Here is a 25889-nt window from a genome sequence, read left to right as displayed (position 1 = left end):
CCGCACCCGCCACGCAACCGTCAGAACCCAGGACCGCCGATCTTGTCCCCGGCCGCCGCAAGGCGACCCCACAACAAATCAGCCAGACTCCGCACCAGCTCGGCCCGGGAACAAGGCCGCTCGCCCAGCCACCAGTCACCGGCCGCGTGCATCATCCCGACGATCCCATGCCCCCACACACGGGCAAGCTGCTGACTCCCGGGCCCGAGATCCAGCCGGTCCCCGATGACCTGAGCCAGCTCCTCGCCCATCCGACGAAGCAGCGGAGCCGAATGCTTGCCGACATCGAAGCCCTGCTCCCCGGGGGACCCCTCGGCCGGATGCATCAGAAACCGGTACACCTGAGGCCGGGCCTCGATGGCGGCAAGGTAGGTGTCGAGGGTCGCCTCGACCCGTTCCCGACGCTCGGCGGGAGCGTCCAGCGCCGCCCGCAGCGAGTCCAGCAGCGCATCGGTGTGCCGCTTGGCGAGGGCGGCGTACAACCCGCCCTTGTCACCGAAGTGGCGATAGAGGATCGGCTTCGTGATGCCCGCCTCCGCCGCGATGGCGTTCATCGAGGCCTGCGGCCCGTCGCGCAGCACCACCCGGTCGGCGGCCTCCAGCAGCTCGCGCCGTCGGCGGTCGGCGGACCGTTGCTGCTCGGTCCGCTGCGTGGTGTCCATGTGCTCTCCCCACCCGTGCTGATTCCGTGACGCCTGCGCAAACTAACACCCGACAGCAGCTTGACATCGAACGGGCTGGCGGGCTCCGGCCCTGTCATCGGGAGTTGACTTTCCCTACCGAGCGGTAACAGACTCTGGTTACCGCTAGTAACACGCACGTTCCGCAGCTGGAGGGGACATGGCCGAGTTCACCATGGAGCTCAACGACGAACAGAAGGAGGTCCGGGACTGGCTGCACGGCTTCGCGGCCGACGTCATCCGCCCCGCGGCCGCCGAATGGGATGAGCGTGAGGAGACTCCCTGGCCGGTCATCCAGGAGGCCGCGAAGGTCGGCATCTACTCCCTCGACTTCTACGCCCAGCAGTACTTCGACCCCACCGGCCTCGGCATCCCGATGGCCATGGAGGAACTGTTCTGGGGCGACGCGGGCATCGCCCTGTCGATCGTCGGCACCGGCCTCGCCGCCGTGGGCGTACTCGCCAACGGGACCGAGGAGCAGATCGGCACCTGGATCCCGCAGATGTACGGCGACGCAGGCGACGTGAAGGTGGCCGCCTTCTGCTCCTCCGAGCCCGACGCCGGCTCGGACGTCGCCTCGATGCGTACCCGTGCCGTGTACGACGAGGCCAAGGACGAGTGGGTGATCAACGGCACGAAGACCTGGGCGACCAACGGGGGCATCGCCAACGTCCACGTGGTCGTCGCGGTCGTGGACGCCGAGCTCGGTTCCAAGGGCCACGCCTCCTTCATCGTCCCGGCGGGCACCCCCGGGCTCGCCCAGGGACAGAAGTTCAAGAAGCACGGCATCCGCGCCTCGCACACCGCCGAGGTGATCCTCGACAACGTGCGCGTCCCCGGCTCCTGCCTCCTCGGCGGCAAGGAGAAGCTGGACGAGCGGCTGGCGCGGGCGCGCGAGCGGGCGAAGTCGGGCGGCGAGCGGGTGAAGAACGCGGCGATGGCGACGTTCGAAGCCTCGCGCCCCGCCGTCGGCGCGATGGCCGTCGGTACGGCCCGCGCCGCGTACGAGGTGGCCCTCGACTACGCGATGACGCGTGAGCAGTTCGGCCGCCCGATCATCGACAACCAGGGCGTCGCCTTCCAGCTGGCGGACATGCGCACGCAGATCGACGCCGCGCGGCTGCTGGTGTGGCGCGCGTCCTGGATGGCGGTCAGCGGGAAGCCGTTCACCGCCGCCGAGGGCTCGATGTCGAAGCTGTACGCCAGCGAGACCGCGAAGAAGGTCACCGCGCAGGCGATCCAGATCCTCGGCGGCAACGGCTACACCCGGGAGTACCCGGTGGAGCGGATGCACCGCGACGCGGCCATATATACGATCTTCGAGGGCACGAGCGAGATCCAGCGCCTGGTGATCGCCCGCACGCTGTCGGGGATGCCGATCCGCTAGAGCACCGCAGGTCGACGCGGCACGGCCCCCGGGTGGATTCCCGGGGGCCCGCGCCTACGGCGACGAGGAGATCGAGGTGGCTCCCGGCCTCGACTCCGAGACGGCCGTCTTCGCGGGCAGTGTGAAGTGACGCGCCCTGATGCCGCTCAACCGTGACGGGACGGCACCCCTACGGGGCGCCCCCGCTGCTGTGAGCAATGCACGCCACGTCGATCCGATCGGCGAGCTTCGCGAGCTCGATCGTCAACGCGGCAACGGTGTCCTCGTCGAGCCCCTCGGCCCCAGCCTCGACAAGATGCAGCCACCGGCCACCCAACGTGCGGAGCAGCTTGCTCACGTCGGCCGCAGCCACCTGCAAGGTCCCGCGGTCATCGACGATCAGAGGCAGAGTCACTTCGCGGTTCACACCCGGGATCGTAGCCGCGCGGCGCTCACGCACCGTGCCAAACCGTGGTGATGTTGCAGAACTCCCGGATTCCGTGCCCGGACAGCTCACGGCCGTATCCGGACCGCTTCACCCCGCCGAACGGGAACCCCGGATGGGACGCGGTCATCCCGTTGACGTACACCCCGCCGGCCTCCAGATCCCGTACGAAACGGTCGACCTCGGCCTCGTCCCGCGTCCACACGTTGGAACTCAGGCCGAACGGCGAATCGTTGGCGACGAGCACGGCCTCGTCGAGATCGGCCGCCCGATACAGCGTGGCCACGGGCCCGAAGGCCTCCTCCCGGTGGATCCGCATCTCGCGCGTGATGCCGGCGAGAACAGTCGGCGGGTAGTACCAACCGGGCAGCTCGGGCCGGCGGAGCCGATGGCCGCCGCACAGCACCGCCGCCCCACTGCGCCTGGCGTCGTCCACCAGCTCCTCCAGGTCCGACCGCCCCTGTTCGCTCGCCAGCGGGCCGACGTCCGTCTCCTCCTCCAGCGGGTTGCCGACCTTCAGTGCCGCCATGCCCGCCACGAAGCGTTCGGCGAACGCGTCGTACACCTCCGTGTGAACGATGAACCGTTTGGCGGCGATGCACGACTGACCGTTGTTCTGCACGCGCGCGGTCACGGCCACCTGCGCCGCCCGGTCGATGTCCGCCGACGGCATGACCACGTACGGGTCGCTGCCGCCCAGTTCCAGCACCGTCTTCTTGATCATCTCCCCGGCGGTGGAGGCGACCGCCCGTCCGGCCGGCTCGCTGCCGGTCAGCGTCGCCGCCTTGACGCGGTCGTCGCGCAGGATGTCGTCCACCGCCCCCGACCCGACGAGCAGCGTCTGGAAGCAGCCCTCGGTGAAGCCGGCCCGGTGGAACAGGTCCTCCAGGTACAGGGCGGTCTGCGGGACGTTCGAGGCGTGCTTGAGCAGGCCCACGTTGCCCGCCATCAGCGCCGGCGCGGCGAACCGGATCACCTGCCACAACGGGAAGTTCCACGGCATCACCGCGAGGACCGGACCCAGCGGCCGGTAGCGGATCAGGGCGCGCGAGGCGCCGGAGTCCTTCACGTCGGCGGCGGCCGGCTCCTCGTCGGCGAGCAGTTCCTCCGCGTGCTCGGCGTACCAGCGCATCGCCTTGGCGCACTTCGCGGCCTCCGCGCGCGCCTGCTTCACCGGCTTGCCCATCTCGGTGGTCATGATCCGGGCGATGTCCTGCTGGTCCTCGTCCAGGAGGTTCGCGGCCTGGACCATGAGGCGCCCCCGGTCGACGAAGCGCGTCGCCCGGTACGTACGGAACGTGGCCTCCGCGAGCTGGAGCCGGCGCTCCAGTTCCTCCTCGCCCATGGCCTCGTACGTCCGAAGCGTCTCGCCGTTCGCCGGGTTCACCGTCGCGATGGGCATGACCGACCTCCTGAAGAGCTGACTGTGCTTCGACCTTCCCGCGCGGCGGTACGTACCGCAACGCGTGCGCGTCCGCTCAGGGCGAGTGCTCCGCGAGGCGGTCGAGAAACGCGGACTGTGCTGTGACGATCACTTCGCGGGCCCGGGCGAGGCCGAACCAGGCGACGCGGTCCAGTTCGGGGAACTCCTGGACGCGTCCCGATCTCGGCGGCCACTCCATGGTGAACGTGCCGGGGTCGATCGCCGCCGGGTCGAGGTCCGCCTCGACGGCCCACGCGGTGACGATCTTGCCGTTCTTCTGGCGGACCTCGCCGAGCGGGATCGCCTCGCCGTCGGGCGGTGGCAGGCCGAGCTCCTCCTGGAACTCGCGGCGGGCCGCCTCCCAGGCCGGTTCGTCGGGCTCGTACTCGCCCTTCGGGACGGTCCACGCCCCGGCGTCCTTCTTCGCGAAGTACGGGCCGCCCATATGGCCGAGCAGCACTTCCGGGCCGTCGTCCGTGGGCCGGAACAACAGCAGGCCCGCGCTGCGCTTCTGCGCCGCGGGTGTCGCGGGTGTCGCGGGCGTCACGGGCGCACCTCCGGGTGGGCGGCGAGCAGGGTCTCCACCGTGTCCGCCTCCTGCGGGCGCTTGTCCTCGCGGTAGCGGACCACGCGGGCGAAGCGGAGGGTGACGCCGGCCGGGTAGCGGGTGGAGCGCTGGAGGCCGTCGTAGGCGATCTCGACGACGAGTTCGGGGCGTACGGTCACCACCCATCCGTCGTCCTCGACGGCCAGGTCCTTCAGGCGCTCGGTCTGCCAGGTGAGCATCGCGTCGGTCATGCCCTTGAAGGTCTTGCCGAGCATGGCGAAGCCGCCGTCGGCGGTGCGGGCGCCGAGGTGCAGGTTGGAGAGCTTCCCGGTGCGCCGCCCGTGGCCCCACTCGACGGCCAGGACCACCAGGTCCAGCGTGTGCACCGGCTTCACCTTCAGCCAGGACGCACCGCGCCGGCCCGCGCTGTAGGGGGCGTCGAGGGCCTTGATCACGACTCCCTCGTGGCCGCGCAGCAGCGTCTCCCTCGAGAACTCCTCCGCCTCCTCGGCGTCCTCGGGGCCGGAGACGACCGTCCGGCGCACCCGCATCGGCTCGGGCACCAGCCGGGCCAGCTCCGCGTGCCGTTCGGCGAAGGGCAGGTCGAGCAGGTCCCGGCCGTCCACGGACAGCGCGTCGAAGTAGACGGGGGAGACGGGGACCGCCTCGGCGGCCGTCGCCACGTCCACGCGGGAGCCGACGCGGCCGGCGGTCTCCTGGAAGGAGCGCGGGCGTCCCCTCTCGTCGAGGGCGATGACCTCGCCGTCCAGGATGAAGCGCGACCCCGCCAACTCCCTTGCCGACTCCGTCACTTCGGGCAGACGGTCGGTGATGTCGTCGAGGGTGCGGGTGTAGAGGCGGATGTCGTCGCCGTCGCGGTGCACCTGGACGCGGATGCCGTCCAGCTTCTCTTCCACCGCGCAGGCGCCGAGCTTTCCGACCGCCTCGGTGACGGAGGGCGCGGTGTGCGCGAGCATCGGCAGGACCGGGCGGCCGACGGTGAGCCGGAACGTCTCCAGAGCCGGGGGTCCGTCCGCGAGCAGCGCCTGCGCCACCGTCTGGAGGGAGCCCGCCAGCATCACCGCGCGCCGGACGTCCGCCGCCGGCGCACCGGTCGCCTGCGCCAGGCCCTCCACGGCGACGGCGTCCAGGGCGCCCTGCCGGACCTCGCCGGTGATGAGGCCCAGCAGGAAGCGCTGCTCGTCCGCGGTGGCGGCACCCATCAACTCGCCGACCAGCCGCGCCCGTTCGGCCTGCGAACCGGGGCCCGACACCTTGCCGAGCTCGGTGAGGAGGGCGTCCACCTCGCGCACGGTCAGGGCCGGCGCCCCGGCCGGCGCGACCGGGCGGCTCAGCACCTTCCAGCCGACGCCCAGGCGGCCCTGCGGGAGCCGTCCGGCCAGGTAGGGGATGACGAGGGGCACGTCGTCCGCCTCCGCGCCCCGGAAGAGCTCGGCGAGCAGGGCGATCTTGCGGGAGCGCGCCGAGGTGGCGGCGACCTCCCGGGACACGTCGGCGAGCCGGGTCAGCAGCATGCAGCCATGGTGCAACGCCGAGGCCCCTCCTACACCTGTGCCGCGTCGCACCTGTGCCGCGTCACACCTGTGCCGCCGTGCACTCGCGCCGCCTTACCCCCGTACCCCCGCGACGGCCATGTCGAGGTCCGCCATCAGCAGCTCCCCGTTGATCGCGGCCCCGGCCCGGTAGCCGCGGCTCGCCGCGTTGACGACCTGCTCGGCGAAGCCCGACGCGTTGCCCGCCGCCCACAGTCCGGGCACCGTCGTCAGGCCCCGTCCGTCGACCACGGGGTACGTGCCGAAGGGGGTCTCGCTCATCTCGGCGCCCAGCCGGGTCAGCAGGTCCGTCTGCGGGACCGCCCGGGGCGCGACGAACAGCACCTCGCGGTCGTACGCCCGCCCTCCCCCTGAGGAGGTACCCCCAGCGAGCCGGACCCCGGTGAGCCGGTCGTCCTCGACGACCAGCCCGGCCACCTCGCCGGGGACGACGACCACGCCCGCCGCGCCCAGCCTGCGCCGGTCCTCGTCGGTCAGCTCCTCCTCGGCGACCGTGTGCAGGAAGAGGGTCACGTCCTTCGACCACTGCGTCACGATCAGCGCCTGGTGGACGCCCATCGGGGTCGTGGCGAGCACGCCGAAGGCCCGGTCGCGGACCTCCCAGCCGTGGCAGTACGGGCAGTGGAGCACGTCCCGGCCGAAGCGTTCGGCCAGGCCCGCGACCGGCGGCAGCTCGTCCTTCAGGCCGGTCGCGACGACGAGCTGCCGGGCGTGCACGGTCCGGCCTCCCCCAGAGGGGGTACCCCCAGCGAGCCGCACGGCGAAGTCCTCGCCCTTGGTGACGTCCACCGCCCTGTCGTGGACCAGCTCCACGCCGTACCGCGCGATCTCCGCACGGCCGGCAGCGAGGAACTCGGCGGGCGGCATCCCGTCCCGTGACAGATAGCCGTGCATGTGCGCTGCGGGCGCGTTGCGCGGCTCGCCGGCTTCGACGACCAGCGTGCGGCGCCGGGCCCGGCCCAGGACGAGCGCGGCGGACAGGCCGGCGGTGCCGCCGCCGACGACGATCACTTCGTACTTCTCGGTCATGGTGACCACCTCCGCCGCCACGGTCGCCGGACCGGTGCGGGATTGACAAACCTCTTTGCCGGTTCTGCAAGATGGGGTCATGACTACCGATGACGTTCTCGCGGAGGTCGGGCCCAGGCTGCGGCGGATCCGGAAGGAGCGGGAGGTGACGCTCGCGGCGCTGTCCGAGTCGACCGGGATCTCCGTCAGCACCCTCTCGCGGCTGGAGTCGGGGCTGCGCAGGCCCAGCCTGGAGCTGCTGCTGCCGATCGCGCAGGCCCACCAGGTGGCGTTGGACGAGCTGGTCGGGGCGCCGCCGGTGGGTGACCCCCGGGTGCGCGCCAAGCCGCTCGTGCGGCACGGGCGCACCTTCTGGCCGCTGTCCCGGCAGCCCGGCGGACTCCAGGCCTTCAAGGTGCTGGTGCCCCAGCGCGAGGAGGAGCCGGAGCTGCGCACGCACGAGGGCTATGAATGGCTGTACGTGATGTCCGGGCGGCTGCGGGTGGTGCTCGGGGAGCACGACGTGGTGATGACGGCGGGAGAGGCCGCCGAGTTCGACACGCGCGTGCCCCACTGGTTCGGATCGACGGGGGAGGGGCCGGCCGAGTTCCTGAGCCTGTTCGGGCCGCAGGGGGAGCGGATGCATGTGCGAGCCAAGCCCCGGCAGGGGTGACGGAGGCGACTCTTCGGCCGTCGACTGTTCCCTCCCGGCAAGCGACCGCTTAGTATGCGTTCGACCCCGGCGGAACGCCGGTCGGACGACGCAGTCCCGTGGAGGCTCCGCATGCAGGCATGGCAGGTGCACGAGAACGGCGAGCCGAGCGAGGTGATGCGGCTGACGGAGGTGGAGCGGCCCACGCCCGGCGAGGGCCAGGTCCTGCTCAGGGTGCGTGCCGCGAACATCAACTTCCCGGACGTGCTGATGGTCCGGGGCCACTACCAGGTGCGGCCCCCGCTGCCGTTCACGCCGGGCGTGGAGATCTGCGGCGAGACCGAGGACGGCCGCCGCGTCATCGCCAACCCGGCCCTGCCGTACGGCGGTTTCGCCGAGTACGCCGTCGCCGACGCCGCCGCTCTGCTGCCCGCGCCCGAGTCGCTGGACGACGCCGAGGCCGCCGCGCTGCACATCGGCTATCAGACGGGCTGGTTCGGCCTGCATCGCAGGGCCCGTCTGGAGGCCGGCGAGACCCTGCTCGTCCACGCCGCCGCAGGAGGGGTCGGCAGCGCGGCCGTACAGCTCGGGAAGGCGGCCGGCGCGACCGTCATCGGTGTGGTGGGCGGCGCCGACAAGGCGGCCGTGGCCCGGGAGCTGGGCTGCGACGTGGTGATCGACCGGCGGGCCGAGGACGTCGTCGGCGCGGTCAAGGAGGCCACCGGCGGCCGGGGCGCCGACGTGATCTACGACCCCGTCGGCGGGGACGCCTACACCCAGTCCACGAAGGTCGTCGCCTTCGAGGGCAGAATCGTGGTCGTCGGCTTCGCGAGCGGGACCGTCCCGAGCCCCGCCCTGAACCACGCCCTCGTGAAGAACTACTCGATCCTCGGCCTGCACTGGGGCCTGTACAACACCAAGAACCCGAAGCTGGTCCAGCACTGCCACGAACAGCTCACCGAGCTGGCGGCCCGGGGCGCGATTTCGCCGCTGGTCAGCGAGCGCGTGCCGCTCGACGGGGCCGCGGCCGCCGTGCAGCGCGTCGCCGACGGCGTCACCACCGGTCGCGTCGCCGTGGTGCCCACGCTGAAGAACGGAGCCACCGCATGACCGTCGACGCAGCCGAACTCCAGCGCCGGACAGCGGAGTTGCTGGCCGCACAGCCGCCCGCGACCACGGACCGGCTCGACTTCCTGAGGGCCCGCTTCGACGCGGGACTCGCCTGGGTCCACTATCCGGAGGGCCTCGGCGGCCTCGGCGCCCCCCGCTCTCTCCAGGTCGTCGTGGACGCCGCACTGGAGGCCGCCGGCGCCCCCGACAACGACCCGCGCCGCATCGGCATCGGCCTCGGCATGGCCGCGCCCACGATCCTGAAGTACGGCACGGAGGAGCAGAAGCAGCGCTTCCTGCGGCCGCTGTGGGTGGGCGAGGAGGTCTGGTGCCAGCTCTTCAGCGAGCCCGGCGCCGGCTCCGACCTGGCCGCGCTCGGCACCCGGGCCGTCCGTGAGGGCGAGGACTGGGTCGTCAACGGGCAGAAGGTGTGGACGTCCAGCGCCCACCTCGCCCGCTGGGCCATCCTCATCGCCCGCACCGACCCGGACGTGCCCAAGCACGCGGGCATCACCTACTTCGTCTGCGACATGACCGACCCGGGCGTCGAGGTCCGGCCGCTGCGCCAGATCACCGGCGAGGCCGAGTTCAACGAGGTCTTCCTCACCGGCGTCCGCATCCCCGACTCCCGCCGCCTCGGCGAGGTCGGCGACGGCTGGCGGGTCGCGCAGACCACGCTGAACAACGAACGCGTCGCCATCGGCGGCATGCGGCTGCCCCGCGAGGGCGGCATGATCGGCCCGGTCTCCAAGACCTGGCGCGAGCGCCCCGAGCTGCGCACCCACGACCTCCACCAGCGGCTGCTGAAGCTCTGGGTCGAGGCCGAGGTCGCCCGCCTCACCGGTGAACGCCTGCGCCAGCAGCTCGCCCTGGGACAGCCCGGCCCCGAGGGCGCGGGCATGAAGCTCGCGTTCGCCCGCCTCAACCAGGAGATCAGCGGCCTGGAGGTCGAACTCCTCGGCGAGGAGGGCCTGTTGTACGACGACTGGACCATGCGCCGCCCGGAGCTCGTGGACTTCACCGGCCGGGACGCCGGATACCGCTACCTGCGCTCCAAGGGCAACAGCATCGAGGGCGGGACCAGCGAGGTCCTGCTGAACATCGTCGCCGAGCGCGTCCTGGGCCTGCCGTCCGAGCCGCGCACCGACAAGGACGTCGCATGGAAGGACCTGGCCCGATGACGGCACAGAGCACCCAGCCCGACCTGTTGTACTCGGAGGAGGAAGAGGCCCTCCGCGCCGCCGTCCGGGACCTGCTCGCCGACCACTGCGACGCGCCGGGCGTCATCGCCCGCACCGAGTCCGAGACCCCGCACGACCTGTCGGCCTGGAAGGCGCTCTCCGACGGCATGGGACTCGCGGGCCTGCTGGTGCCCGAGGAGCTGGGCGGCCAGGGCGCCACGCATCGCGAAGTCGCCGTCGTGCTGGAGGAGTTGGGGCGCGCGGTCGCTCCCGTGCCCTATCTGACCAGTGCCGTGGTCGCCACGGAGGCCCTGCTGGCCGTCGAGGACGAGGAGCTGCTCGGTCGGCTGGCGTCCGGGCGCACCATCGGCGCACTGGCGGTCGGGCTACACACCGCACCGGGCGCCGACTTCAAGGTCGTACACGTCCAAGGGGGCGCTCTCCAGGGTGAGTTGACCGGCATCGCGGACGCCCTCGCGGCCGACGTGCTGCTCGTACCGGCCGACGACGGCGGACTGTACGCCGTGGACACGGAGGCCGCGACCATCACTCCGCAGGTGTCCTTCGACCTGACCCGCCCGCTCGCGACGGTCACTCTCAACGGCGCCCCCGGCCGCCGTCTCGGCGAGGCCGAACCCGCCGTGCGCCGCGCCCTGCGGGCCGGGGCCGGGCTGCTGGCCTCCGAGCAACTCGGGCTCGCCGACTGGGCGTTGACCGAGACCGTGCGCTACCTGAAGGAGCGCAAGCAGTTCAACCGGCCCGTCGGCGGCTTCCAGGCGCTCAAGCACAGGCTGGCCCAGCTGTGGCTGGAGGTCGTCAGCCTCCGCGCCGCCGCCCGCGCCGCCGCCGACGCGCTTGCGAACGGGGAGTCCGGACAGGAGGCGGCCGTGGCGGTCGCCGTCGCCCAGGCCTACGCGGCGCCCGTCGCCGTCCGGGCCGCCGAGGAGGCCCTGCAACTGCACGGCGGCCTCGGCATGACGTGGGAGCACCCGGTCCACCTCAACCTCAAGCGGGCCAAGGCAGACTCGATCGCCTACGGCACGGCCGGCGCCCATCGCGAGGCACTGGCCGAACTGGTCGACCTGAGCGCTCCCTGACCGTCGCCCGGTGAAGCCCGCCCCACCTGGGGCGGGCTTTTTCGTGCGCCAGCGCGGAAGGAGTGAACAGGCGACGGCGGCCCGGCCAACTCCTGGCATGTACAGGTTCCTTGGGGCCTGGACAGACTCATACTCCCTGTGGTTCGGACCCGCCCCACAGGGAGGAACAACATGGCCCTCGTCACCCGCCGCAGAGTTCTCACCGGCTTCGGCGCCACCGTCGCCGCGGTGCTCGCCCCGCCCGCCGGCGGCGCGTTCGCCGACGGACAGAAGTACGGCCCCCGCCCGTTGTGGCGCGCCCACGCCCACAACGACTACGAGCACCCCCGCCCCCTCTTCGACGCGCTCGACCACCGCTTCGGCAGCGTCGAGGCCGACATCTTCCTCGTCGACGGCGAGCTCCTGATCGCCCACTCGGCGGACCAACTCGACCCCACCCGCACCCTGGAGTCCCTCTACCTCGCCCCGCTCGCCGCCCGTGTGAAGGCCAACCAGGGGTCGGTGTACCGGGGTTACCGGCAGCCGCTGCAACTGCTCATCGACATCAAGACCGAGGGCTCCTCGACGTACCTCGAACTGGACCGCCAACTCGGGCGCTACAAAGGCCTGTTCACGACGTACGCGCACGGTCGCATCCACTCCGGCCCGGTCACCGCCGTCATCTCCGGCGACCGCGCGGCCCGTGCGCCCATGGAGGCGCAGACAGTCCGCCGCGCCTTCTACGACGGCCGGCTCGCCGATCTCGGCACCTCCGAGGCGTCGTTCGCCTCACTGATCAGCGACAACTGGACCCTCAACTTCACCTGGCTCGGCGTCGGGACCTTCCCCGAGGCGGAGCGGCAGAAGCTGCGCGGCATCGTGCGGGCGGCTCACGCGCGCGGCCAGAAGGTGCGATTCTGGGCCACGCCCGATCTCGCCGGTCCCGCCCGGGACGCGCTGTGGACGGAACTCCTCACCGCGGGCGTCGACCACCTCAACACCGACGACCTGGCCGGGCTGGAAGCCTTCCTCGACGCCCACCGGGCGGCGTAGCGCCGCTCGTTCGACACCACCCGTTCGACACCACCCGTTCGACACCACTCGTTCGGCGGACAGGTCAGCCGCCCGGACGAACCCTCCGTTACGCCACACTTGCGGCCGAACGCCGTGAAAGCGGACGTGGCGGAGGAGGTTGACGGTGGCCATTTCGATTTCCGCAGTGCTGTTGCTGCTGATCCTGGCGGTGATCTTCATGCGCAACGGCGGACTGAAGGTCTCGCACGCGCTGGTCTGCCTGCTGCTCGGATTCTTCCTGGCCGGCACCAGCATGGCTCCCACCATCCACAGCGGCCTCACGGCGACGGCCGACATCGTCGGCAGCCTTCGACCGTGAGGCCCTGCGGGGTCACCCATGACTTGGGGGACTACTGGGTGAAGACCCCGATGCCGTTGGACACCGGGCGCTCGTACCCGTCGGACGGGTGGTTGCGGACCGTCACCTTGGTCGCACCCGCCGGGCGGGCCACCAGGGTCGACGAACCGCCGCCGTCCAGGCTGAAGCCCTCGGTCGCGCCGAGACTCTGCAGAGCGGTGGCGACCTCGGCGATGGTCAGGCCCTTGCGGTAAGCGGCGGCACCGTCCAGCGCGAACAGGAACACCCGCTTCCCGCCGTTGCCGATGCCGACGGCCGTACGCACGGCCGAGACCGAGTTGTTCAGACCGGACAGCGACTTCCCGCCCAAGAGGACCGGATAGCCGCCGACGGCGAAGCTGTACGCCGACTGCGACGCGGACGTCAGCCCGTACCGCACCGCCACCCGCTGGCCTTTGACGAGCCTCTTCAGGCGCTGCGCGCCCGCCTCCCGCCCGACGAGGACCGTGGTGCCGGCCGCTATGGTGCCGCTGCCGGGCGTGGCCGACGTCGACACGACCCTGCCCTTCTTGAGCGTCACCTCATAGGTGCTGGTGCTGCACTCCGCGGCCCGTTCGGTGTCCGTGCCGCAGGTGGCCCGCATGCGCGAGACGCTGCCCCAGTCCGAGGTGTACGCGCCGACGGAGTTCTCCGGCAGCGCGTACTGGTTGACGCCGCCCAACGGCAGCCGCCGCCCCAAGGTGGTGAACGTTCCGTTGAGGGACAGGCTGTCCAACCGCGCCTTGCCGTCGGTGCCGACGCCGACCACGGCCTTGGAGTGCGTGCCCGGCGGCAGGGCGGGCCCGAACCGCTGCGCGTCCGGGACCGCGCCCTTGAGGGCCCTCCCGTTCGCGATCGCCGGACCCACGCTCGCCCCGGTCGCCGCGACGCCCGGGTGCTGCGTCTCGGAGATGTTGAAGAAGTCGCCGTTGATGCCGGCCACGGCCTTCTGGTTGTCGGCCAGCGAGGAGACGGCCGCGCGGGACGCGACCGCCCCCGGGTACAACAGCCCGAGGCGCACGTGGGTGTTGGTGAGGTCGACGCTGAGCACGTGCACATGCGTCGTCCCGGCGGCCGCTCGCAGGTCGTACTGTCGGTACGCCACGCCCGCCGCCACGGTGGTCCAGGTCGCGGCGTCGGCCGAGGCCGCCCCCGCGAGTGTCGCACCGGCCACTGTGCCGAGTGCGAGGAGCAGAGTCAGAGACTTTCTGCGCACCCCGGACCGTTTCTGATGTCGTGTCACAGACCCCCCTGGGTAGTTTGGGCCGCAACTCTCTCACGACCTGCGGGAACGCCCGCAAAGAGGGTGGGCGCAAGGCCACGGGAACGAGTGACGGAACGCACGATTTCGGGTGTCCTGCGCCCTCGTTCGGCTGCGCGGCCCGACCTCGTGTGCTACTCGGTCCGCAGCGCGGTCGTCGTGCGGACCCGCGCCGCGCAGCCGGCCGGCAGGAGCGCGCCCAGGACGGCGACGGCCGTGCCCGCCAGGACGAGCAGCACCAGCAGGGGAGTGTCGTAGACGGACAGGACATACCGCGGCAGCCGAAGTTCGGCGCTGCGGGCCATGGCCGGTACCACCGCCGCGTGCACGGCCATCCCCAGCGGCACCCCGACGGCGGCCCCCGCCGGCCCGGCCGCCACCACCGACGCGAGGACCAGCGCGACGGTCTGCCGGGGCGTCATGCCGAGCACCTTGTGCACGCCCAGGTCACAGACCCGCTCGTGGGTGTCCAGAACGACCCAGCCGAGCACCCCGAGGCCGGCGACGCACCCCAGCATCAGGGTGAGCAGGGCCGTCATCGAGTCCATGACCCGGACCATGCTGCCGCCGTTGACGTACTTCGCGCTCGTCGCGGTGACGCCCAGCGGCTTCAACTCGGTGTTCAGGGCGCGCACGTAGGCGTCCGTGTCAGTGCCGGACGCCAGGTCCACGAACCAACTGGTGAGGGCGAGGTCCGGTGCGGCCGACCCGAGCAGCGTCGACTTGCCGCTGCCCGACGGCCCGAGGACGGCGACGGCCTCACCGCGCCGCACGGTCAGCGAAACGTCCCGCAGGGCCGGCGGACCGGGCGGCGGTGTCCCGGACATCGGCGGTATCGGCGGCATGGCCGGTGTCGACGGCGCCGACGGCGCCAGTGGGACGAGGGCGTGCACGCGGTAGCCGGCGTGGTCCAGGAGGCGCTGACCAACTCCGTCCAACACGCGGCCGCAGCGCGTGCCCGCCGTGACGGTGGCGTACGAGCCCGACGCCCTGCGGGTGGAGGTGACCGACACCGGCGGCACTCCGAGGCGACCGTCAAGACCCACGTCTCCGGCGTTCCGGCCAAACTCACCCTGCGCGACCGCGCCCAGACGGTCGTGGTGGCCTACGAGACGGGGCTGGTCAGCCCGCGGGCCGGTGGTCGTACGGAGTGAAGTGGGCCGGGGCGTGGTCGATCGGCAGGTCCGGGCGCCAGGCGGTGAGGGACTGGGCGCTGCACACGAACAGGGACGGCGGCAGGTGGTCCAGGGAGTACCAGCGCCAGTCGCCGACGCTCTCGCCGGGCTGGTCGGCCGGCTCGCCCTTCCAGTCGGTGACGACGGCGCCGACCGTCATCCGCACGACGCCGTCGACCTGGTCGAGGAGCGTGCCCAGCAGGCGCACGTCCGACGGATCCGCCCGCAGCCCGGTCTCCTCCCGCAGTTCCCGCACGACGGTCTCCCGCAGCGACTCCCCGGGTTCGACCGTGCCGCCGGGCAGCTCCCAGGTGCCCCGGCGGTGGCGCCCCAGGAGCAGTCCGCGGGGGCCGTACAGGATGGCGCCGACACCGAGCGCCGCGTGCGCGACGGGCGGGAGGTTCGTGCGGGGGCGGGCGGAGACGCGCTGGGGGCGCCGGGCCCGGAAGACGCGGTAGGCGGCGCGGTTGGCCGGGTCGGGCGCCGTCACCGTCACGACCTCCTCGACGCGCAGCCCGTGGTCGGCGAGCAACTCCTCCCACACCTCGGGGGCGGGCACCCACATGCGGACCGTCGTCTCGCCGCCGCCCGCCAACCGCAGGGTCTCCTGCCGGGCGACGAGGTCCGAAGTGGGCCCGTCGCCCTGGGAGTTGGTGTGCAGCACGGAGAAGCACAGCGTCCCGCCCGGGGCGAGCGCGGTCGCCAGGGCGGGGAGCAGCCGTCGTGGATCGATGAACGGGACGGCGTTGACGGAGTAGACGACGTCGTAGGGCCGCGCGGCCCGCAGGTGTGCGACGGCGTCGGCGTGGAAGAGCCGCAGCCCGGGCAGGGAGCCGTACCGGGCCCGGGCGCGCTCGATCTGGCCCGGCGCGGAGTCGACGGCGTCGACGGTGGCGCCGTGCGCGCGCACGAGCCGGGCGGCGTGCCGGCCCGTGCCGCAGCCGAGGTCCAGGACGCGCCGGCCCGTCAGCTCTCCGAGGAACGCCTCGTCCGGGCCCGAGTCCGGGAACCCCCAGTCGATCCGCTCCGCCTCCGCCAGGACCGTCCCACGCCGCAGATGGTGTACGGCGTAGGCCTGCCAGGCGTCGGCGTTGACGGACTCCGGTCCGTCGGCGGGGTCGTCGGGTGAGAGGGGGAGGGGCATGGGCGGGGCCTCCAGGAGGTGGACGGTCGGTGCTCGTCTGCCGGACGATTCTTACCGGTCCAGGGCCTCGGGAAGCACGGCTCAGTGCACGGGATGCCTGCTGAGGATGGACACCCGGTTGAAGGCGTTGATGGTGACCGCCACCCAGATCACCGCCGAGATCTGGTCGTCGGTGAGAACCTGCCGGGCGTCGGCGTACGCGGCCTCCTGCGCGGCGGCGTCGGACGGCACGGTGGTCGCCTCCGCCAGCGCCAGGGCCGCGCGCTCCGGGGGAGTGAAGAGGTCGGTGTCCCGCCAGGCGGCGAGGACGCCGAGCCGCCGGGTGTCCTCCCCCGCCCGCAGGGCGGCCTTGGTGTGCACGTCCAGGCAGAACGCGCAGCCGTTGAGCTGGGAGACGCGCAGGTTGACCAGTTCCACGAGGGCGCGCTCCAGACCCGCGTCGGCGGCGGTCGCCCGCACGGCCTCGGAGGTCTGGACCAGCGCGTGGTAGGCCTTGGGGCTCTGCTTGTCGATGAAGATCCGTGGAGTCACAGTTGAATATCAAACCACCCATGGGTCCCGGGCGGCGGCCGCCGGGGCGAACCGTCCGCCCGGGAAAGGCGCGGAGTGCTCAGCGGTAGCAGGTGGTGACGCCCGGCCGCCAGGGGCAGGCGAGGGCGGCGAAGCCACCGTTGCCGACGACGTCGACGCCGAGCGGGTCACCGCCGCGCAGCACCTGACGGTCCTGGACGAGGCCGTCGGCGCCGTCCCGGATCGTCTCGACCAGCCACCGTCCGGGGCCGATGGACAGCGGCACCTCCGCCGTGCGGGCCGCGCCCGCGTACACCCCGCCCAGGAACCAGCGGTCACCGCCGCGCCGGGCGAGCACGGCCTCCTGCCCTGGCTGTCCGGCGAGCAGCCGGGTGTCGTCCCAGGCGGCCGGGACCTGGTCGAGGAAGCCCCGGGCGAGCGGCCGGGCGTCGTACGACTCGGGGGTGCCCGCGAACATCTGCAGACCCGACTCGTGGACGACGGTGAGCCCGACCTCGGCCGCGTCGGAGTTGGGGCGCAGGCCGACGCGCTGGAAGGCGCCCGGGGTGAAGTCCATGGAACCGATGACGTTGCGGGTGAAGGGCAGGGTGGTGAGGTGGGCGGCGGTGTTGGTGCGCTTCTCCTCACCGCCGACGCCCTCCAGGGTCATCACCTGCGGCCAGGTGCGCTGGATGCCCTTGGGTATCGTGGAGCCGTGGAAGTCGACCATGAGGTGGTGGGCGGCCGTCTCCGGGAGGATGGTGTCGTACCACTGGAGCATCGACTGCGCCTCGGAGTTCATGAAGTCGATCTTGACGCCCTTGACGCCCCACCGCTCCAGCGTCGGCAGCCACCGGTCGCGTTCCTCGGGCGTGTCGAGGTCGCGCTGGTGGATCCAGACGACGATCCCGACGCCCTTGGCGCGCGCGTACTCGACGAGTTCGGGCATCCAGCTGTTGGTCTGCCAGTCGGGGTCGGTGACGTCCCACTCGTCCTTCTTGAAGTACCAGCCCGAGTCGACGGCCTCGTAGGGCCAGCCCCGTTCGGCCGCGTAGTCGACGTACGCCTTCTGCGCCGCGAGGCTCTGACCGGCCGGGCGGCCGCCGGCGAGCCAGGTCCACAGCACGGTGCCGGGCCGGATCCAGGAGGGATTGGTGACCCTGGAGGCGGGGGCGAGGTCGTCGGTGAACGTCGACCGGGTGACAGTGGCGAGGTCGCCGGTCACCATGGCCCGCCAGGGCGTGGCGAGGGGGCCGTCGGTGCGGACCCGCTCGTCGGCGAGTGCGATCCGGTAGGTGCCGGTGCCCTGGGTGTGGGCGAGCCGGGCACCGGAGTAGGCGCCGGTAAGGTCGGACTCGGCGAGCAGGGTGTAGCCGCCGGGGGTGGCGAAGAGCGCCTGGTCGGAGTAGGAGTTGGTGGGTGCGCTCGCGGCGGTGTACTGGGCGAACTGCCCCTCGTTGTCGACCCGGTAGGTGCTCAGCCAGGCACTCGCGGCCGACGGCAGGTTGAACGCGGAGGTCTCGCCGAGCACGTCGCCGTACCCGGCCGGCAGGACGTACCGGTAGGCGACGCCGTCGGCGGAGGCGCGGACGACGAGGTCGAGCCGGGCACCGGTCGCGGTGGCGAACGACAGACGGGCCTCGTTCATGCGGACCCTGCGGTCCAGCCTTTTCCCGGACTTCGTCCGGTAACGCTCGTCGATCCGGCGGTCCGTGCGGTGCAGGAAGCGTAACCCCTGGGACAGGTCGGCCTGTTCGGTGACGATGCCGACGGGTGACGGCTCGATGACCGTACGGCCGTCGCGGGACACCGACAGGCTCAGTGTGCCGGTGCTGTCGTCCAGGGACAGTTGTGCGCGGGGTGCGTGTGCCGCCGCGGAGACGGCCCAGACATGCTCGTTCTGCCCGGCCAGTGCGGGCACGGTCGTGAGGAGTGCGGCCACCAGCCCGGCGCAGAGCGCGGCGACCGCGGTTCTGATCGGAACAGCCATGAGAACCCTCCCTGTTGGTGAGGCGAGGTGGAATGTGTGGCCCCTAGGGCAGTCCCCAGGCCGGGCCCGGTTCGCCGACGGCGACGGGTGCGACGACGAGGTCGGGCCGGGAGCCCGAGTGGACGAGCACCTCGCGGCCCCGGGGCAGGTCGATGGCGAGGGTGCCGTCGCCCAGGTCGTGGGTGCGGGCCGGGGTGCCGTCGTCCAGCAGCACGGTGAGGGTGCCGCTCAGGCCGTGCCGGAGCTTGAGCGGCTCGCCCGCCAGGCTCCTGATCCGGATGAACCGGGTCTTCCCCGCCTCGCGGACGGCGCTGACCAGGAAGGCGCCCTGGGTGCGGAAGTCGTGCAGGGTGACGTCCGCCCAGTCGGACGGGACGGCCGGGAAGACGCGGATCACCCCGCCCCAGCTCTGGCAGAACATGTCGTGCAGGGACTGCGAGGCGGACAGCGGCGTCTCGATGACCGGACCGGCCTCGGTGTAGTGCGTGTTGGCCTGACAGGGATAGCGGGTGGTCGGGTCGAAGAACTTCCGCAGGTAGGTGATCGCGGTGTCACCGTCGCCGGTCATGGCGTAGACGGAGGCGGCGCCGGTGTAGCTGTAGCCGCGGTGGGCGCCGGTCAGCGCGTGCCAGTGGACGACGGACTTGGCGATCAGGTCGCGGCTCTCGGGCTGGTCCCAGTTGACGAGGTACAGCGGGTACACCATCAGCAGGTGCGAGTAGTGCCGGTGGGACTGCGCGTACGGGGTGTCGGCGCCGATCATGAAGCCGTTGTCGTCGACCGGGTACGGCGTGAGCCTGGCCGACACCTCCTGCCAGCGTGGGATCAACTCGTCGTCGACGCCGAGCAGTTCGGCGGAGTCGAGGAGGGTCTGGCAGCCCCAGCGGATGAGCGCGAGGTCGTAGTTGGTGTCCTGCGGCGGTACGACGGGGTACTCCGGCGAGAGCGTGCTCGGCAGATGCAGCCTGCCGTCGCTGCCCGGGGTGAGGAAGTGCAGATAGTAGTTGATCGCCCGGCGCAGTACCGGGTAGATCGTGTCGCGCAGCAGGGCCTTGTCCATGGAGTGCCGGTAGGACAGCCACACGTTGTGCAGGGCCCAGGTGAGGTCGCCGGTCTCGGCGCCGGTGCCCGGGCGGCCCACCTCCCGGTCGGCGAACATGTCGGAGCTGCGGCCGATGCCGGAGCTGTCCGCGCGGTAGGCGGCGGGCACGTTGGCGATCAGCTGCTCCTGGTTCTGCCGCAGCGTGGTGGCGAGCGCGTCGAGTTCGGGGTGGTTGGAGCCGTGGACGAGCCAGTACTCCAACTGGACGTTCAGGTTCCACCACACCGCGGGCCACGGAGTGGGCTCCAGCCACGGGCCGGAGGTGGCCATCACGGGGCCGCCCGCACGGCTGGCGGAGGCGACCTTGTACAGCTGGATCCAGTGGAAGCTCTGCAGCCGCCGGTCGGGGAACGAGACGAGGCTCTTCGGGTAGAACGCGTGCCACCAGCGGATGTGAACTCGGCGGAGGGCGGCGTACGACCCCGCGCGGCGCAGGTTGCGCAGCGAGTCGGCCTCGGCGGCGGTGTCGGAGGGAAAGCTGTGCCCGACGCTGACGAGGAGGTCGTCGCCGGCGCGACGGTACGCGGTGGCGGTCCCACCGCCGCCGCTGAGCGGCTGGAGCACCTGCTCGGTGCCGTCGGCGGTGGTCCGTGTGGTCCAGGGCGGATTGGCGGTGTAACCGGAGGGTGGGGCCTCCTGGATACGGCGGGGGCTGACGGCCTCCTCCGGGTGGAAGGTCCAGGTGGCCCTTTCGCCGCCGTCGGCCGTCACGCGGACGGCCAGGACCTCGTCGTGGATGAGGGCGGAGAGGGCGAGGGTGCCGGCGGTGGTGGTGACGGTGCCGGTGAGTTCGGCGTTCCACAGGCTCAGCCGCCAGTCGACGGCGGTGATGGTGCCGACCGGTTCGAGCGTGAGGTGTCCTACCGGGAGGCGGCAGGTGCCCCAGCCGCTGCCGAACTCGGGCCGGTGGTCCTGAACGCGGCCGTGCTGGACGGTGAAGCGGATCTGGTTGGTGCCGGGCTCCTGGTAGATCATGCTGCCGAGCAGCCCGTCGCCGAGGAACGGCCCCTCGTACCAGCGGGTGGGCAGCCTGGTCCACAGCAGGTCCTGGTCGTGCAGGAACCGGCTCCAGGCGCTGTCGGTGTTCATGGTGGAGCGGAGTTTCCAGGGGCGTCCGCGGGGTCCGGTCGCAGGAGCGGCGGGCGGGACCGGACCGGCGTGGGCCGTTGCGGGGAGGGCGGTTCCGGGGAGGGCCGCCGCAGTCGCTCCGCCGAGCGCGGTGCCGAGCACGGCTCTGCGGGGCACGGGTGAGCGCTTTCCCGATCGTGAGGTCATCATCGTCCTCCAGATCTGATGGATCATCAGCACGGATGGATACATCGGGTGTATCGGGGACCGTAAGTGCGCTCCGTGCACCTGTCAATGGGGAAGGTCTGGTCCAGATCCGTTGACACATCCGATGTATTGGGGTTGCCTGCGGCGCGAGCCGTGGAAATCCCCCTCGTTCACGAGGGGGAGGGGGCCAAGAAAGCCGTTCCTTGTTCAAGTGAGCTGGGTGCCGCGCAGCGCGTCGGAGACGGACTTGACGCCGCCGTGCGCGGTGAGACCGCCGTCGACCGGGATCTCGGCGCCGGTGATGAAGGACGCCTCGTCGGAGAGCAGGAAGACCACGAGCGGGGCGACCTCGTCCGCGGTTCCGGTGCGGCCCAGGGGGGTCTCGCGGATGTTCGCCTCGCGGAAGGCGGGCGCGCCGGAGGAGGTCATGTCGGTCTCGATGAAGCCGGGGTGGACGCTGTTCACGCGGATGCCGCGCGGTCCCAGCTCGGTCGCCGCCGCCTTCGACAGGCCGCGCAGGGCCCACTTGCTGGACGTGTAGGCGACCGGGTAGTGGCCGGTGAGCGCGGCCGTCGAGCCGACGTTCACGATGGAGGAGCCGGGCGGCATGAGCGGGGTGAGGTGCTGGATGCCGAGGAGCGGACCGATGACGTTGACCGCGTGGACCCGGGCCATGTCCTCGGGGCGTACGTCGTCGACGCGGGCGCGCCAGGTGACGCCCGCGTTGTTGACCAGGCCGTGCACCGCACCGTGCGACTCCCACAGTTCCGCGGCCAGTTGGATCCAGTCGTCCTCGCTGGTGACGTCGAGGCGCCGGCAGCCGTCCGCCGTCGGGTCGACGTCCGTGGCGATGACGTGGGCGCCCGCCCGGCGCAGGGCGTCCGCCTCCGCCGCACCCTGCCCGCGGGCCGCCCCGGTGACGACCACCACCCTGCCGTCGAGCCGTCTCACGGCCGCTCCCGGGAACGACGCCGGGCTGCCGCCACCGGCACCGGATCGGGGCCGGTCACCACGGTGTTGGAGACGGTGCCGAGGCCCTCCACGGTGAGCGTGACCGTGTCGCCGGGCCCGAGCGGCGCCGGGTCCCGCCGCCCTCGTACGCCCCAGAGCTCCGCCAGGCAGCCGCCGTTGCCGCAGGTGCCCGAGCCGAGGACGTCGCCCGGGCGGACGACGGTACCGCGTGAGGCGTAGGCGACCATCTCCTCGAAGGTCCAGCTCATGTTGGACAGCAGATCCGTGCCGACCACCTCGCCGTTGATCTCCGCCCGCAGCGCCAGCCGCAGGAAGCCGTCCGCGTCGCGGTACTTCTCCAGTTCGTCGGCGGTGACCAGGCAGGGGCCCAGGGTGGTGGCCGTGTCCTTGCCCTTGCACGGGCCGAGGCCCACCCTCATCTCGGCGGACTGCAGGTCCCGGGCGGACCAGTCGTTGAGGACGGTGTAGCCGACGATGTGGTCGCGGGCCTGCTCGGGGGTGAGGTCGCGGCCCTCCTTCCCGATCACGGCGGCCACCTCGAGTTCGAAGTCGAGGACGCTCGACCCCGGGGGCATGGGGATGTCGTCGTGCGGGCCGTACACGGCGTAGGGGTTGGTGAAATAGAACGTCGGGGCCGCGTACCACTGCTCCGGCACCCCGGCGGCCCCGTCCACCGACCGCCGCACGCCCTCGACGTGCTCCTCGAAGGTGACGAAGTCCCGCACGGTGGGCGGCTGGAGCGGCGGCAGCAGCCGCACCTCCGACAGCGGGACGGGCGACCCCACGGGGCGGGTCCCGACCGCTTCGAGCGGTGAGGTGCCGTCCGGCAGGGCCCGTACGACGGTGCCCTCCACGACGCCGCAGTGGCGGCGTCCGTCGTGCAGGTAGCTGGCGATGCGCATGACGGGGACTCCTCAGACCGGCGGGGCGACGAACACGCCGCGGTCGACGTCGTTGAACGACTCCTTGGCGACGAGTTCGTTCATGGGGTTCGCGGTGCCCCACTGGTCGGTGACCTCGGGCTGGGAGAAGTCGTAGACGTGAGGGTGCCAGGTGTCCTCGTCGAGGAGCTCCAGTTCCGTCGTGTACTCGACGGTGTTGCCGTGCGGGTCGAGGAAGTAGGTGAAGGTGTTGTCGCCCGCCATGTGCCGGCCCGGCCCCCAGACCTTCTGGAAGCCGGCCCGCATCACCCGGCCGGAGCCGCGCATGTACTCGTCCAGGCCGCGCATCTCGAAGGAGACGTGGTGCAGCGAGGTGTGCGGGCCCTTGGCGATGGCCATGGAGTGGTGCTGGTTGCTGATCCGCATGAAGTGCATGACGTCACCGACGTACGGCGAGCTGAGCGTGTCGGAGTGGCGGAAGCCGAGGTGGCGCTCGTACCACTCGCGGGTCTTGTCGAGGTCCGGCGAGTTGAGGACGACGTGCGACAGCTTGACCGGGATCGCCTCCTTCTCCTCGATCCTGCGGTGCTGCCTGACCTCGACGTCGGCGGAGACCTCGATCGTGCGCCCGTCGACGTCGAAGAAGCGGAAGCCGTAGCCGCCACCCGGGGTGTCGACCTTGCCCGGCCGCGAGATCAACTGGACGCCGCCGGCGAGGAGTCGCTCGGCGAGCGTGTCGACGTCCGCCGCGCCGGCGGCCCCGTACGACACCAGGTCCAGCCGCTTCTCGTCCGCCTTGCGCAGCCGGACCACGTAACTCTCGGGCGAGCCCTCGGCGGCCAGGAAGGAGAGGCCGGAGTCCTCGGCGACCTTGGTCAGGCCCCAGACGCCCGCGTAGAAGTCGAGCTGCTTGTCGTAGTCGGGCACGGCGAGGTCGACGTGTCGGAGGTGGGTGAGCAGGCGCATGGTGTCAGTCCTTCCGGAGGAGGGCGGCGGCGTTGCCGCCCCGGACGGCGTGGAAGCAGGCGTCGGGCAGGTCCGCGGCGCGCAGTGCGCCGAGCGGGTCGTCGGTGCCCATGTCGAAGGGGAAGTCGGAGCCGAGCAGGACCCGCTCCGGGCCCGCGGCCCGCAGCAATTCCCGCAGCACATGGGGGTCGTGGACGAGGGAGTCGAAGTACAGCTGCCGCAGATAGCTGCTCGGCTCCCGGGAGCAGCCCTGGGCGTCGGGGCGGACCCGCCAGGCGTGGTCGGAGCGGCCCAGGTGGGTGGGCAGATAGCCGCCGCCGTGCGCCGCGATCAGCTTGAGGTCCGGATGGCGGTCCAGGACGCCGGAGAAGATCAGGTGGGAGAGGGCGACGGCGTTCTCGGTGGGCTGGCCGACGGTGTTGGACAAATACCAGCGGTCGAGGCGTTCGTCGAGGGTGCAGCCGAAGGGGTGCAGGAAGAGGATCGCACCGGTCTCGGCGGCTCGTGCCCAGAAGGGGTCGTAGGCCGGGTCGGACAGCTCGCGACCGGGCGTGTGCGAGGAGATCTCGACGCCCAACAGGCCCAGATCCAGGGCGTGTTCGAGGGCGTCCACCGCCAGTGCGGGGTGCTGGAGCGGGACGAGCCCGAGCCCCTTCAGCCGATCGGGAGCCTGCGCGCAGTGCGCGGCCGTCGCCTCGTTCGCAAGGCGGTACACCTTCTCGGCGATCTCCTCGTCCGCCCAGTAGTGGTAGTGCGAGGGGGACGGGCTGACCAGCTGCACGTCCACGCCCTGCGCGTCCATCGCGGCCAGTCGCAGGGCGGCATCGGTGGCCCGGGGGATCCGCTCGCGCACCATGGGCCCGCTGACGGCCAGCGCCGCCGGACCGTTGCGGCGGGCGTCCAGCGCCCTGGCCTCGACGAGGCCGGGCAACCCGGCCACCGCCTCCTCCACCTCGGGGATCAGGATGTGCGCGTGTACGTCAACTGTCGGTGTGGTCACGGGAGTTCCTTCAGGGGGGTCAGCGTGCGGCCGATCAGGCCGGGCACGTCGGCGTCGCGCACACCGTCCAGTTGCCACTGCCCGAGTTGTACGGACGCCTCGACGACGGGCCGCACCCGCGCGATGCGGCGCTCGTAGAACGCCTGGAACAGCGCGTCGTCCCATTCCCGGCCGTCGGTGAGCAGCTCGGCCAGGACGGAGGCGTCCTCCAGTGACATCGCGGCGCCCTGCGCGAGAGTGGGCGGACAGCAGTGCGCCGCGTCGCCGATCAGCACCACCCGGCCGCGGTGCCACGAGCCCTCCACCAACAGGCGGTTGAACCAGGTGTAGTTGACCTGCGCCGGGTCCGTGATGTGATCGGTGATCTCGTGCCAGAACCCGCCGTAGCTCCGGGCGAGCCGGCGCATCTCGTCGGCGTAGGCGGCCGGGTCGACGCAGGCGCGGTCGCGGCAGGCCTCGACGACGTAGGCGTAGATGGTGTTCTCGCTGGTCGGGCAGTAGCCCGCGATGTACGCCGGGCCGCCGTAGGCCAGGTCCGTGCGGGTGACACCCGCGGGGCGCGGGGCGGGGGTGCGCCAGATCGCCATGCCGGTGGGCTCCGGTTCGGCGGTGATGCCGATCGCGGCGCGGGTGGCCGAGTTGAGGCCGTCGGCGCCGATCACGAGGCCGTAGCGGGCCTCGCCGCCGTCGTTGAAACGGACGGAGACGCCCTCGGCGTCCTGCGCCAGGATCTCCGCCGTGGTGCCCAGCCGGACGCCGGCGCCCGAGGCGCGGACCGCGTCGATGAGGATCTGCTGCAGCCGGGGGCGCTGCATGCCGATCGTGGCGGGCAGGTCGTCACCGCCGGTCCGGATGTCCTCCGCGACGAACAGGACGGTCCCGTCGGGGGTGGTCACCCCGAGCTCCCCGAAGGCGAAGCCGGAGGCCGACACCTGATCCCAGACGCCGAGTTCGCGCAGGACGCGCAGGGCGTTGCCCTGGAGGGTGATGCCGGAGCCTGTGGTGGCGTTCCAGTCGGGCTTCGCCTCGATCAGATCGACGGCGACACCGGCACGGCGCAGCAGGATCGTCACGGCGTTGCCGGAGGCGCCGCCGCCGATGACGAGGACTCTACGAGGGTGGGTCATGGGAACTCCCTTG

At 71.9% G+C, this 25889-nt stretch carries 24 protein-coding genes and 1 pseudogene; 8 read left to right on the top strand and 17 right to left on the bottom strand.

The features are described 5' to 3' along the window. Positions 1-20: 20 nt before the first annotated feature. Entirely contained in the window at positions 21-662 is a 642-nt protein-coding gene (locus OG289_RS07780) for a TetR family transcriptional regulator (protein ID WP_327313267.1), read from the bottom strand. A gap of 178 nt (positions 663-840) precedes the next feature. Between OG289_RS07780 and OG289_RS07775 the strand changes: the two genes are divergently transcribed. Continuing rightward, positions 841-2067, top strand: a complete 1227-nt coding sequence (locus OG289_RS07775) for an acyl-CoA dehydrogenase family protein (protein ID WP_327313266.1) — start codon at positions 841-843, stop codon at positions 2065-2067. Between the two features lie 169 nt (positions 2068-2236). Here the strand turns inward: OG289_RS07775 and OG289_RS07770 are convergent, their stop codons facing one another. The 5 genes from OG289_RS07770 to OG289_RS07750 all read right to left on the bottom strand — a co-directional run bounded on the left by OG289_RS07770 (position 2237) and on the right by OG289_RS07750 (position 7064). After that, complete coding sequence (locus OG289_RS07770) at positions 2237-2473, bottom strand: DUF6213 family protein (RefSeq protein ID WP_057580803.1); 237 nt, start codon at positions 2471-2473, stop codon at positions 2237-2239. A gap of 25 nt (positions 2474-2498) precedes the next feature. Then, positions 2499-3893 carry an NADP-dependent succinic semialdehyde dehydrogenase gene (locus OG289_RS07765; protein WP_327313265.1) on the bottom strand — a complete coding sequence of 465 codons (1395 nt, stop codon included), beginning with the start codon at positions 3891-3893 and terminating at the stop codon, positions 2499-2501. 76 nt (positions 3894-3969) lie between these two features. After that, positions 3970-4461, bottom strand: a complete 492-nt coding sequence (locus OG289_RS07760) for an NUDIX domain-containing protein (protein ID WP_327313264.1) — start codon at positions 4459-4461, stop codon at positions 3970-3972. Then, positions 4458-5996, bottom strand: coding sequence for an ATP-dependent DNA ligase (locus OG289_RS07755; protein WP_327313263.1), 1539 nt, complete (start codon positions 5994-5996; stop codon positions 4458-4460). The genes OG289_RS07760 and OG289_RS07755 overlap by 4 nt, the downstream gene beginning before the upstream one ends. Before the next feature lie 93 nt (positions 5997-6089). Next, entirely contained in the window at positions 6090-7064 is a 975-nt protein-coding gene (locus OG289_RS07750; protein WP_327313262.1) for an NAD(P)/FAD-dependent oxidoreductase, read from the bottom strand. 79 nt (positions 7065-7143) lie between these two features. On the opposite strand from OG289_RS07750, the gene OG289_RS07745 reads away from it, so the two are divergent. The 6 genes from OG289_RS07745 (at position 7144) to OG289_RS07720 (ending at position 12455) form a co-directional block, all read left to right on the top strand. Continuing rightward, complete coding sequence (locus tag OG289_RS07745) at positions 7144-7716, top strand: helix-turn-helix domain-containing protein (protein WP_327313261.1); 573 nt, start codon at positions 7144-7146, stop codon at positions 7714-7716. Positions 7717-7827: 111 nt separating this feature from the next. Then, the gene (locus OG289_RS07740; protein ID WP_327313260.1) at positions 7828-8805 is read left to right on the top strand and encodes an NADPH:quinone oxidoreductase family protein; all 978 of its coding nucleotides are present in this window, start codon (positions 7828-7830) and stop codon (positions 8803-8805) included. Continuing rightward, on the top strand, positions 8802-9986 hold the full coding sequence (locus tag OG289_RS07735; protein ID WP_327313259.1) for an acyl-CoA dehydrogenase family protein: 1185 nt from the start codon (positions 8802-8804) through the stop codon (positions 9984-9986). Before OG289_RS07740 ends, OG289_RS07735 begins: the two co-directional genes overlap by 4 nt. Further along, positions 9983-11083: an acyl-CoA dehydrogenase family protein gene (locus OG289_RS07730; RefSeq protein WP_327313258.1), complete on the top strand. Its 1101-nt coding sequence runs from the start codon at positions 9983-9985 to the stop codon at positions 11081-11083. Before OG289_RS07735 ends, OG289_RS07730 begins: the two co-directional genes overlap by 4 nt. A gap of 171 nt (positions 11084-11254) precedes the next feature. Then, complete coding sequence (locus OG289_RS07725; protein WP_327313257.1) at positions 11255-12115, top strand: phosphatidylinositol-specific phospholipase C/glycerophosphodiester phosphodiesterase family protein; 861 nt, start codon at positions 11255-11257, stop codon at positions 12113-12115. Between the two features lie 145 nt (positions 12116-12260). Beyond that, a complete protein-coding gene (locus OG289_RS07720; protein ID WP_327313256.1) occupies positions 12261-12455 on the top strand; it encodes a hypothetical protein in 195 nt (64 codons plus the stop codon). 31 nt (positions 12456-12486) lie between these two features. Here OG289_RS07720 and OG289_RS07715 read toward each other — a convergent pair whose 3' ends face one another. Beyond that, positions 12487-13716, bottom strand: coding sequence for a phosphodiester glycosidase family protein (locus tag OG289_RS07715; protein WP_442818881.1), 1230 nt, complete (start codon positions 13714-13716; stop codon positions 12487-12489). 152 nt (positions 13717-13868) lie between these two features. After that, entirely contained in the window at positions 13869-14561 is a 693-nt protein-coding gene (locus OG289_RS07710) for an FtsX-like permease family protein (RefSeq protein ID WP_327313254.1), read from the bottom strand. Positions 14562-14756: 195 nt separating this feature from the next. On the opposite strand from OG289_RS07710, the pseudogene OG289_RS07705 reads away from it, so the two are divergent. Continuing rightward, positions 14757-14888 (top strand): annotated as a pseudogene (locus tag OG289_RS07705) (DNA-binding response regulator); the annotation flags it as partial. Here the strand turns inward: OG289_RS07705 and OG289_RS07700 are convergent. From OG289_RS07700 to OG289_RS07660, 9 genes are all read right to left on the bottom strand, one after another. Next, entirely contained in the window at positions 14857-16053 is a 1197-nt protein-coding gene (locus OG289_RS07700) for an NUDIX domain-containing protein (RefSeq protein ID WP_327313253.1), read from the bottom strand. The pseudogene OG289_RS07705 and the gene OG289_RS07700 overlap by 32 nt on opposite strands. Positions 16054-16134: 81 nt before the next feature. Then, positions 16135-16584, bottom strand: coding sequence for a carboxymuconolactone decarboxylase family protein (locus OG289_RS07695; protein WP_327313252.1), 450 nt, complete (start codon positions 16582-16584; stop codon positions 16135-16137). A gap of 79 nt (positions 16585-16663) precedes the next feature. Next, positions 16664-18553, bottom strand: coding sequence for a glycoside hydrolase family 97 protein (locus tag OG289_RS07690; protein WP_327313251.1), 1890 nt, complete (start codon positions 18551-18553; stop codon positions 16664-16666). Between the two features lie 43 nt (positions 18554-18596). Then, a complete protein-coding gene (locus OG289_RS07685; protein WP_327313250.1) occupies positions 18597-20930 on the bottom strand; it encodes a glycosyl hydrolase family 95 catalytic domain-containing protein in 2334 nt (777 codons plus the stop codon). A gap of 207 nt (positions 20931-21137) precedes the next feature. Further along, positions 21138-21881 (bottom strand): SDR family NAD(P)-dependent oxidoreductase, encoded by a 744-nt coding sequence (locus OG289_RS07680; protein ID WP_327313249.1) that lies wholly within the window; start codon positions 21879-21881, stop codon positions 21138-21140. Beyond that, positions 21878-22804, bottom strand: a complete 927-nt coding sequence (locus OG289_RS07675; protein ID WP_327313248.1) for a fumarylacetoacetate hydrolase family protein — start codon at positions 22802-22804, stop codon at positions 21878-21880. Before OG289_RS07675 ends, OG289_RS07680 begins: the two co-directional genes overlap by 4 nt. A 12-nt stretch (positions 22805-22816) precedes the next feature. Then, positions 22817-23749 (bottom strand): VOC family protein, encoded by a 933-nt coding sequence (locus OG289_RS07670; RefSeq protein ID WP_327313247.1) that lies wholly within the window; start codon positions 23747-23749, stop codon positions 22817-22819. A gap of 4 nt (positions 23750-23753) precedes the next feature. After that, positions 23754-24749, bottom strand: coding sequence for an amidohydrolase family protein (locus tag OG289_RS07665; RefSeq protein WP_327313246.1), 996 nt, complete (start codon positions 24747-24749; stop codon positions 23754-23756). Then, entirely contained in the window at positions 24746-25876 is a 1131-nt protein-coding gene (locus OG289_RS07660) for an FAD-dependent oxidoreductase (RefSeq protein WP_327313245.1), read from the bottom strand. The genes OG289_RS07665 and OG289_RS07660 overlap by 4 nt, the downstream gene beginning before the upstream one ends. Positions 25877-25889: the final 13 nt, after the last annotated feature.

The organism is Streptomyces sp. NBC_01235, assembly GCF_035989285.1.
GTDB lineage: Bacteria > Actinomycetota > Actinomycetes > Streptomycetales > Streptomycetaceae > Streptomyces.
This window is presented reverse-complemented; position numbering and strand designations above follow the sequence as displayed.

Coding starts and splice junctions, on each gene's coding strand:
- OG289_RS07710 (WP_327313254.1), bottom strand. CDS start 14,561: ATGTCCGGGACACCGCCGCCCGGTCCGCCGGCCCTGCGGGACGTTTCG.
- OG289_RS07725 (WP_327313257.1), top strand. CDS start 11,255: ATGGCCCTCGTCACCCGCCGCAGAGTTCTCACCGGCTTCGGCGCCACC.
- OG289_RS07735 (WP_327313259.1), top strand. CDS start 8,802: ATGACCGTCGACGCAGCCGAACTCCAGCGCCGGACAGCGGAGTTGCTG.
- OG289_RS07675 (WP_327313248.1), bottom strand. CDS start 22,804: ATGCGCATCGCCAGCTACCTGCACGACGGACGCCGCCACTGCGGCGTC.
- OG289_RS07745 (WP_327313261.1), top strand. CDS start 7,144: ATGACTACCGATGACGTTCTCGCGGAGGTCGGGCCCAGGCTGCGGCGG.
- OG289_RS07690 (WP_327313251.1), bottom strand. CDS start 18,553: ATGGCTGTTCCGATCAGAACCGCGGTCGCCGCGCTCTGCGCCGGGCTG.
- OG289_RS07660 (WP_327313245.1), bottom strand. CDS start 25,876: ATGACCCACCCTCGTAGAGTCCTCGTCATCGGCGGCGGCGCCTCCGGC.
- OG289_RS07765 (WP_327313265.1), bottom strand. CDS start 3,893: ATGCCCATCGCGACGGTGAACCCGGCGAACGGCGAGACGCTTCGGACG.
- OG289_RS07740 (WP_327313260.1), top strand. CDS start 7,828: ATGCAGGCATGGCAGGTGCACGAGAACGGCGAGCCGAGCGAGGTGATG.
- OG289_RS07670 (WP_327313247.1), bottom strand. CDS start 23,749: ATGCGCCTGCTCACCCACCTCCGACACGTCGACCTCGCCGTGCCCGAC.
- OG289_RS07780 (WP_327313267.1), bottom strand. CDS start 662: ATGGACACCACGCAGCGGACCGAGCAGCAACGGTCCGCCGACCGCCGA.
- OG289_RS07730 (WP_327313258.1), top strand. CDS start 9,983: ATGACGGCACAGAGCACCCAGCCCGACCTGTTGTACTCGGAGGAGGAA.
- OG289_RS07755 (WP_327313263.1), bottom strand. CDS start 5,996: ATGCTGCTGACCCGGCTCGCCGACGTGTCCCGGGAGGTCGCCGCCACC.
- OG289_RS07700 (WP_327313253.1), bottom strand. CDS start 16,053: ATGCCCCTCCCCCTCTCACCCGACGACCCCGCCGACGGACCGGAGTCC.
- OG289_RS07750 (WP_327313262.1), bottom strand. CDS start 7,064: ATGACCGAGAAGTACGAAGTGATCGTCGTCGGCGGCGGCACCGCCGGC.
- OG289_RS07685 (WP_327313250.1), bottom strand. CDS start 20,930: ATGACCTCACGATCGGGAAAGCGCTCACCCGTGCCCCGCAGAGCCGTG.
- OG289_RS07775 (WP_327313266.1), top strand. CDS start 841: ATGGCCGAGTTCACCATGGAGCTCAACGACGAACAGAAGGAGGTCCGG.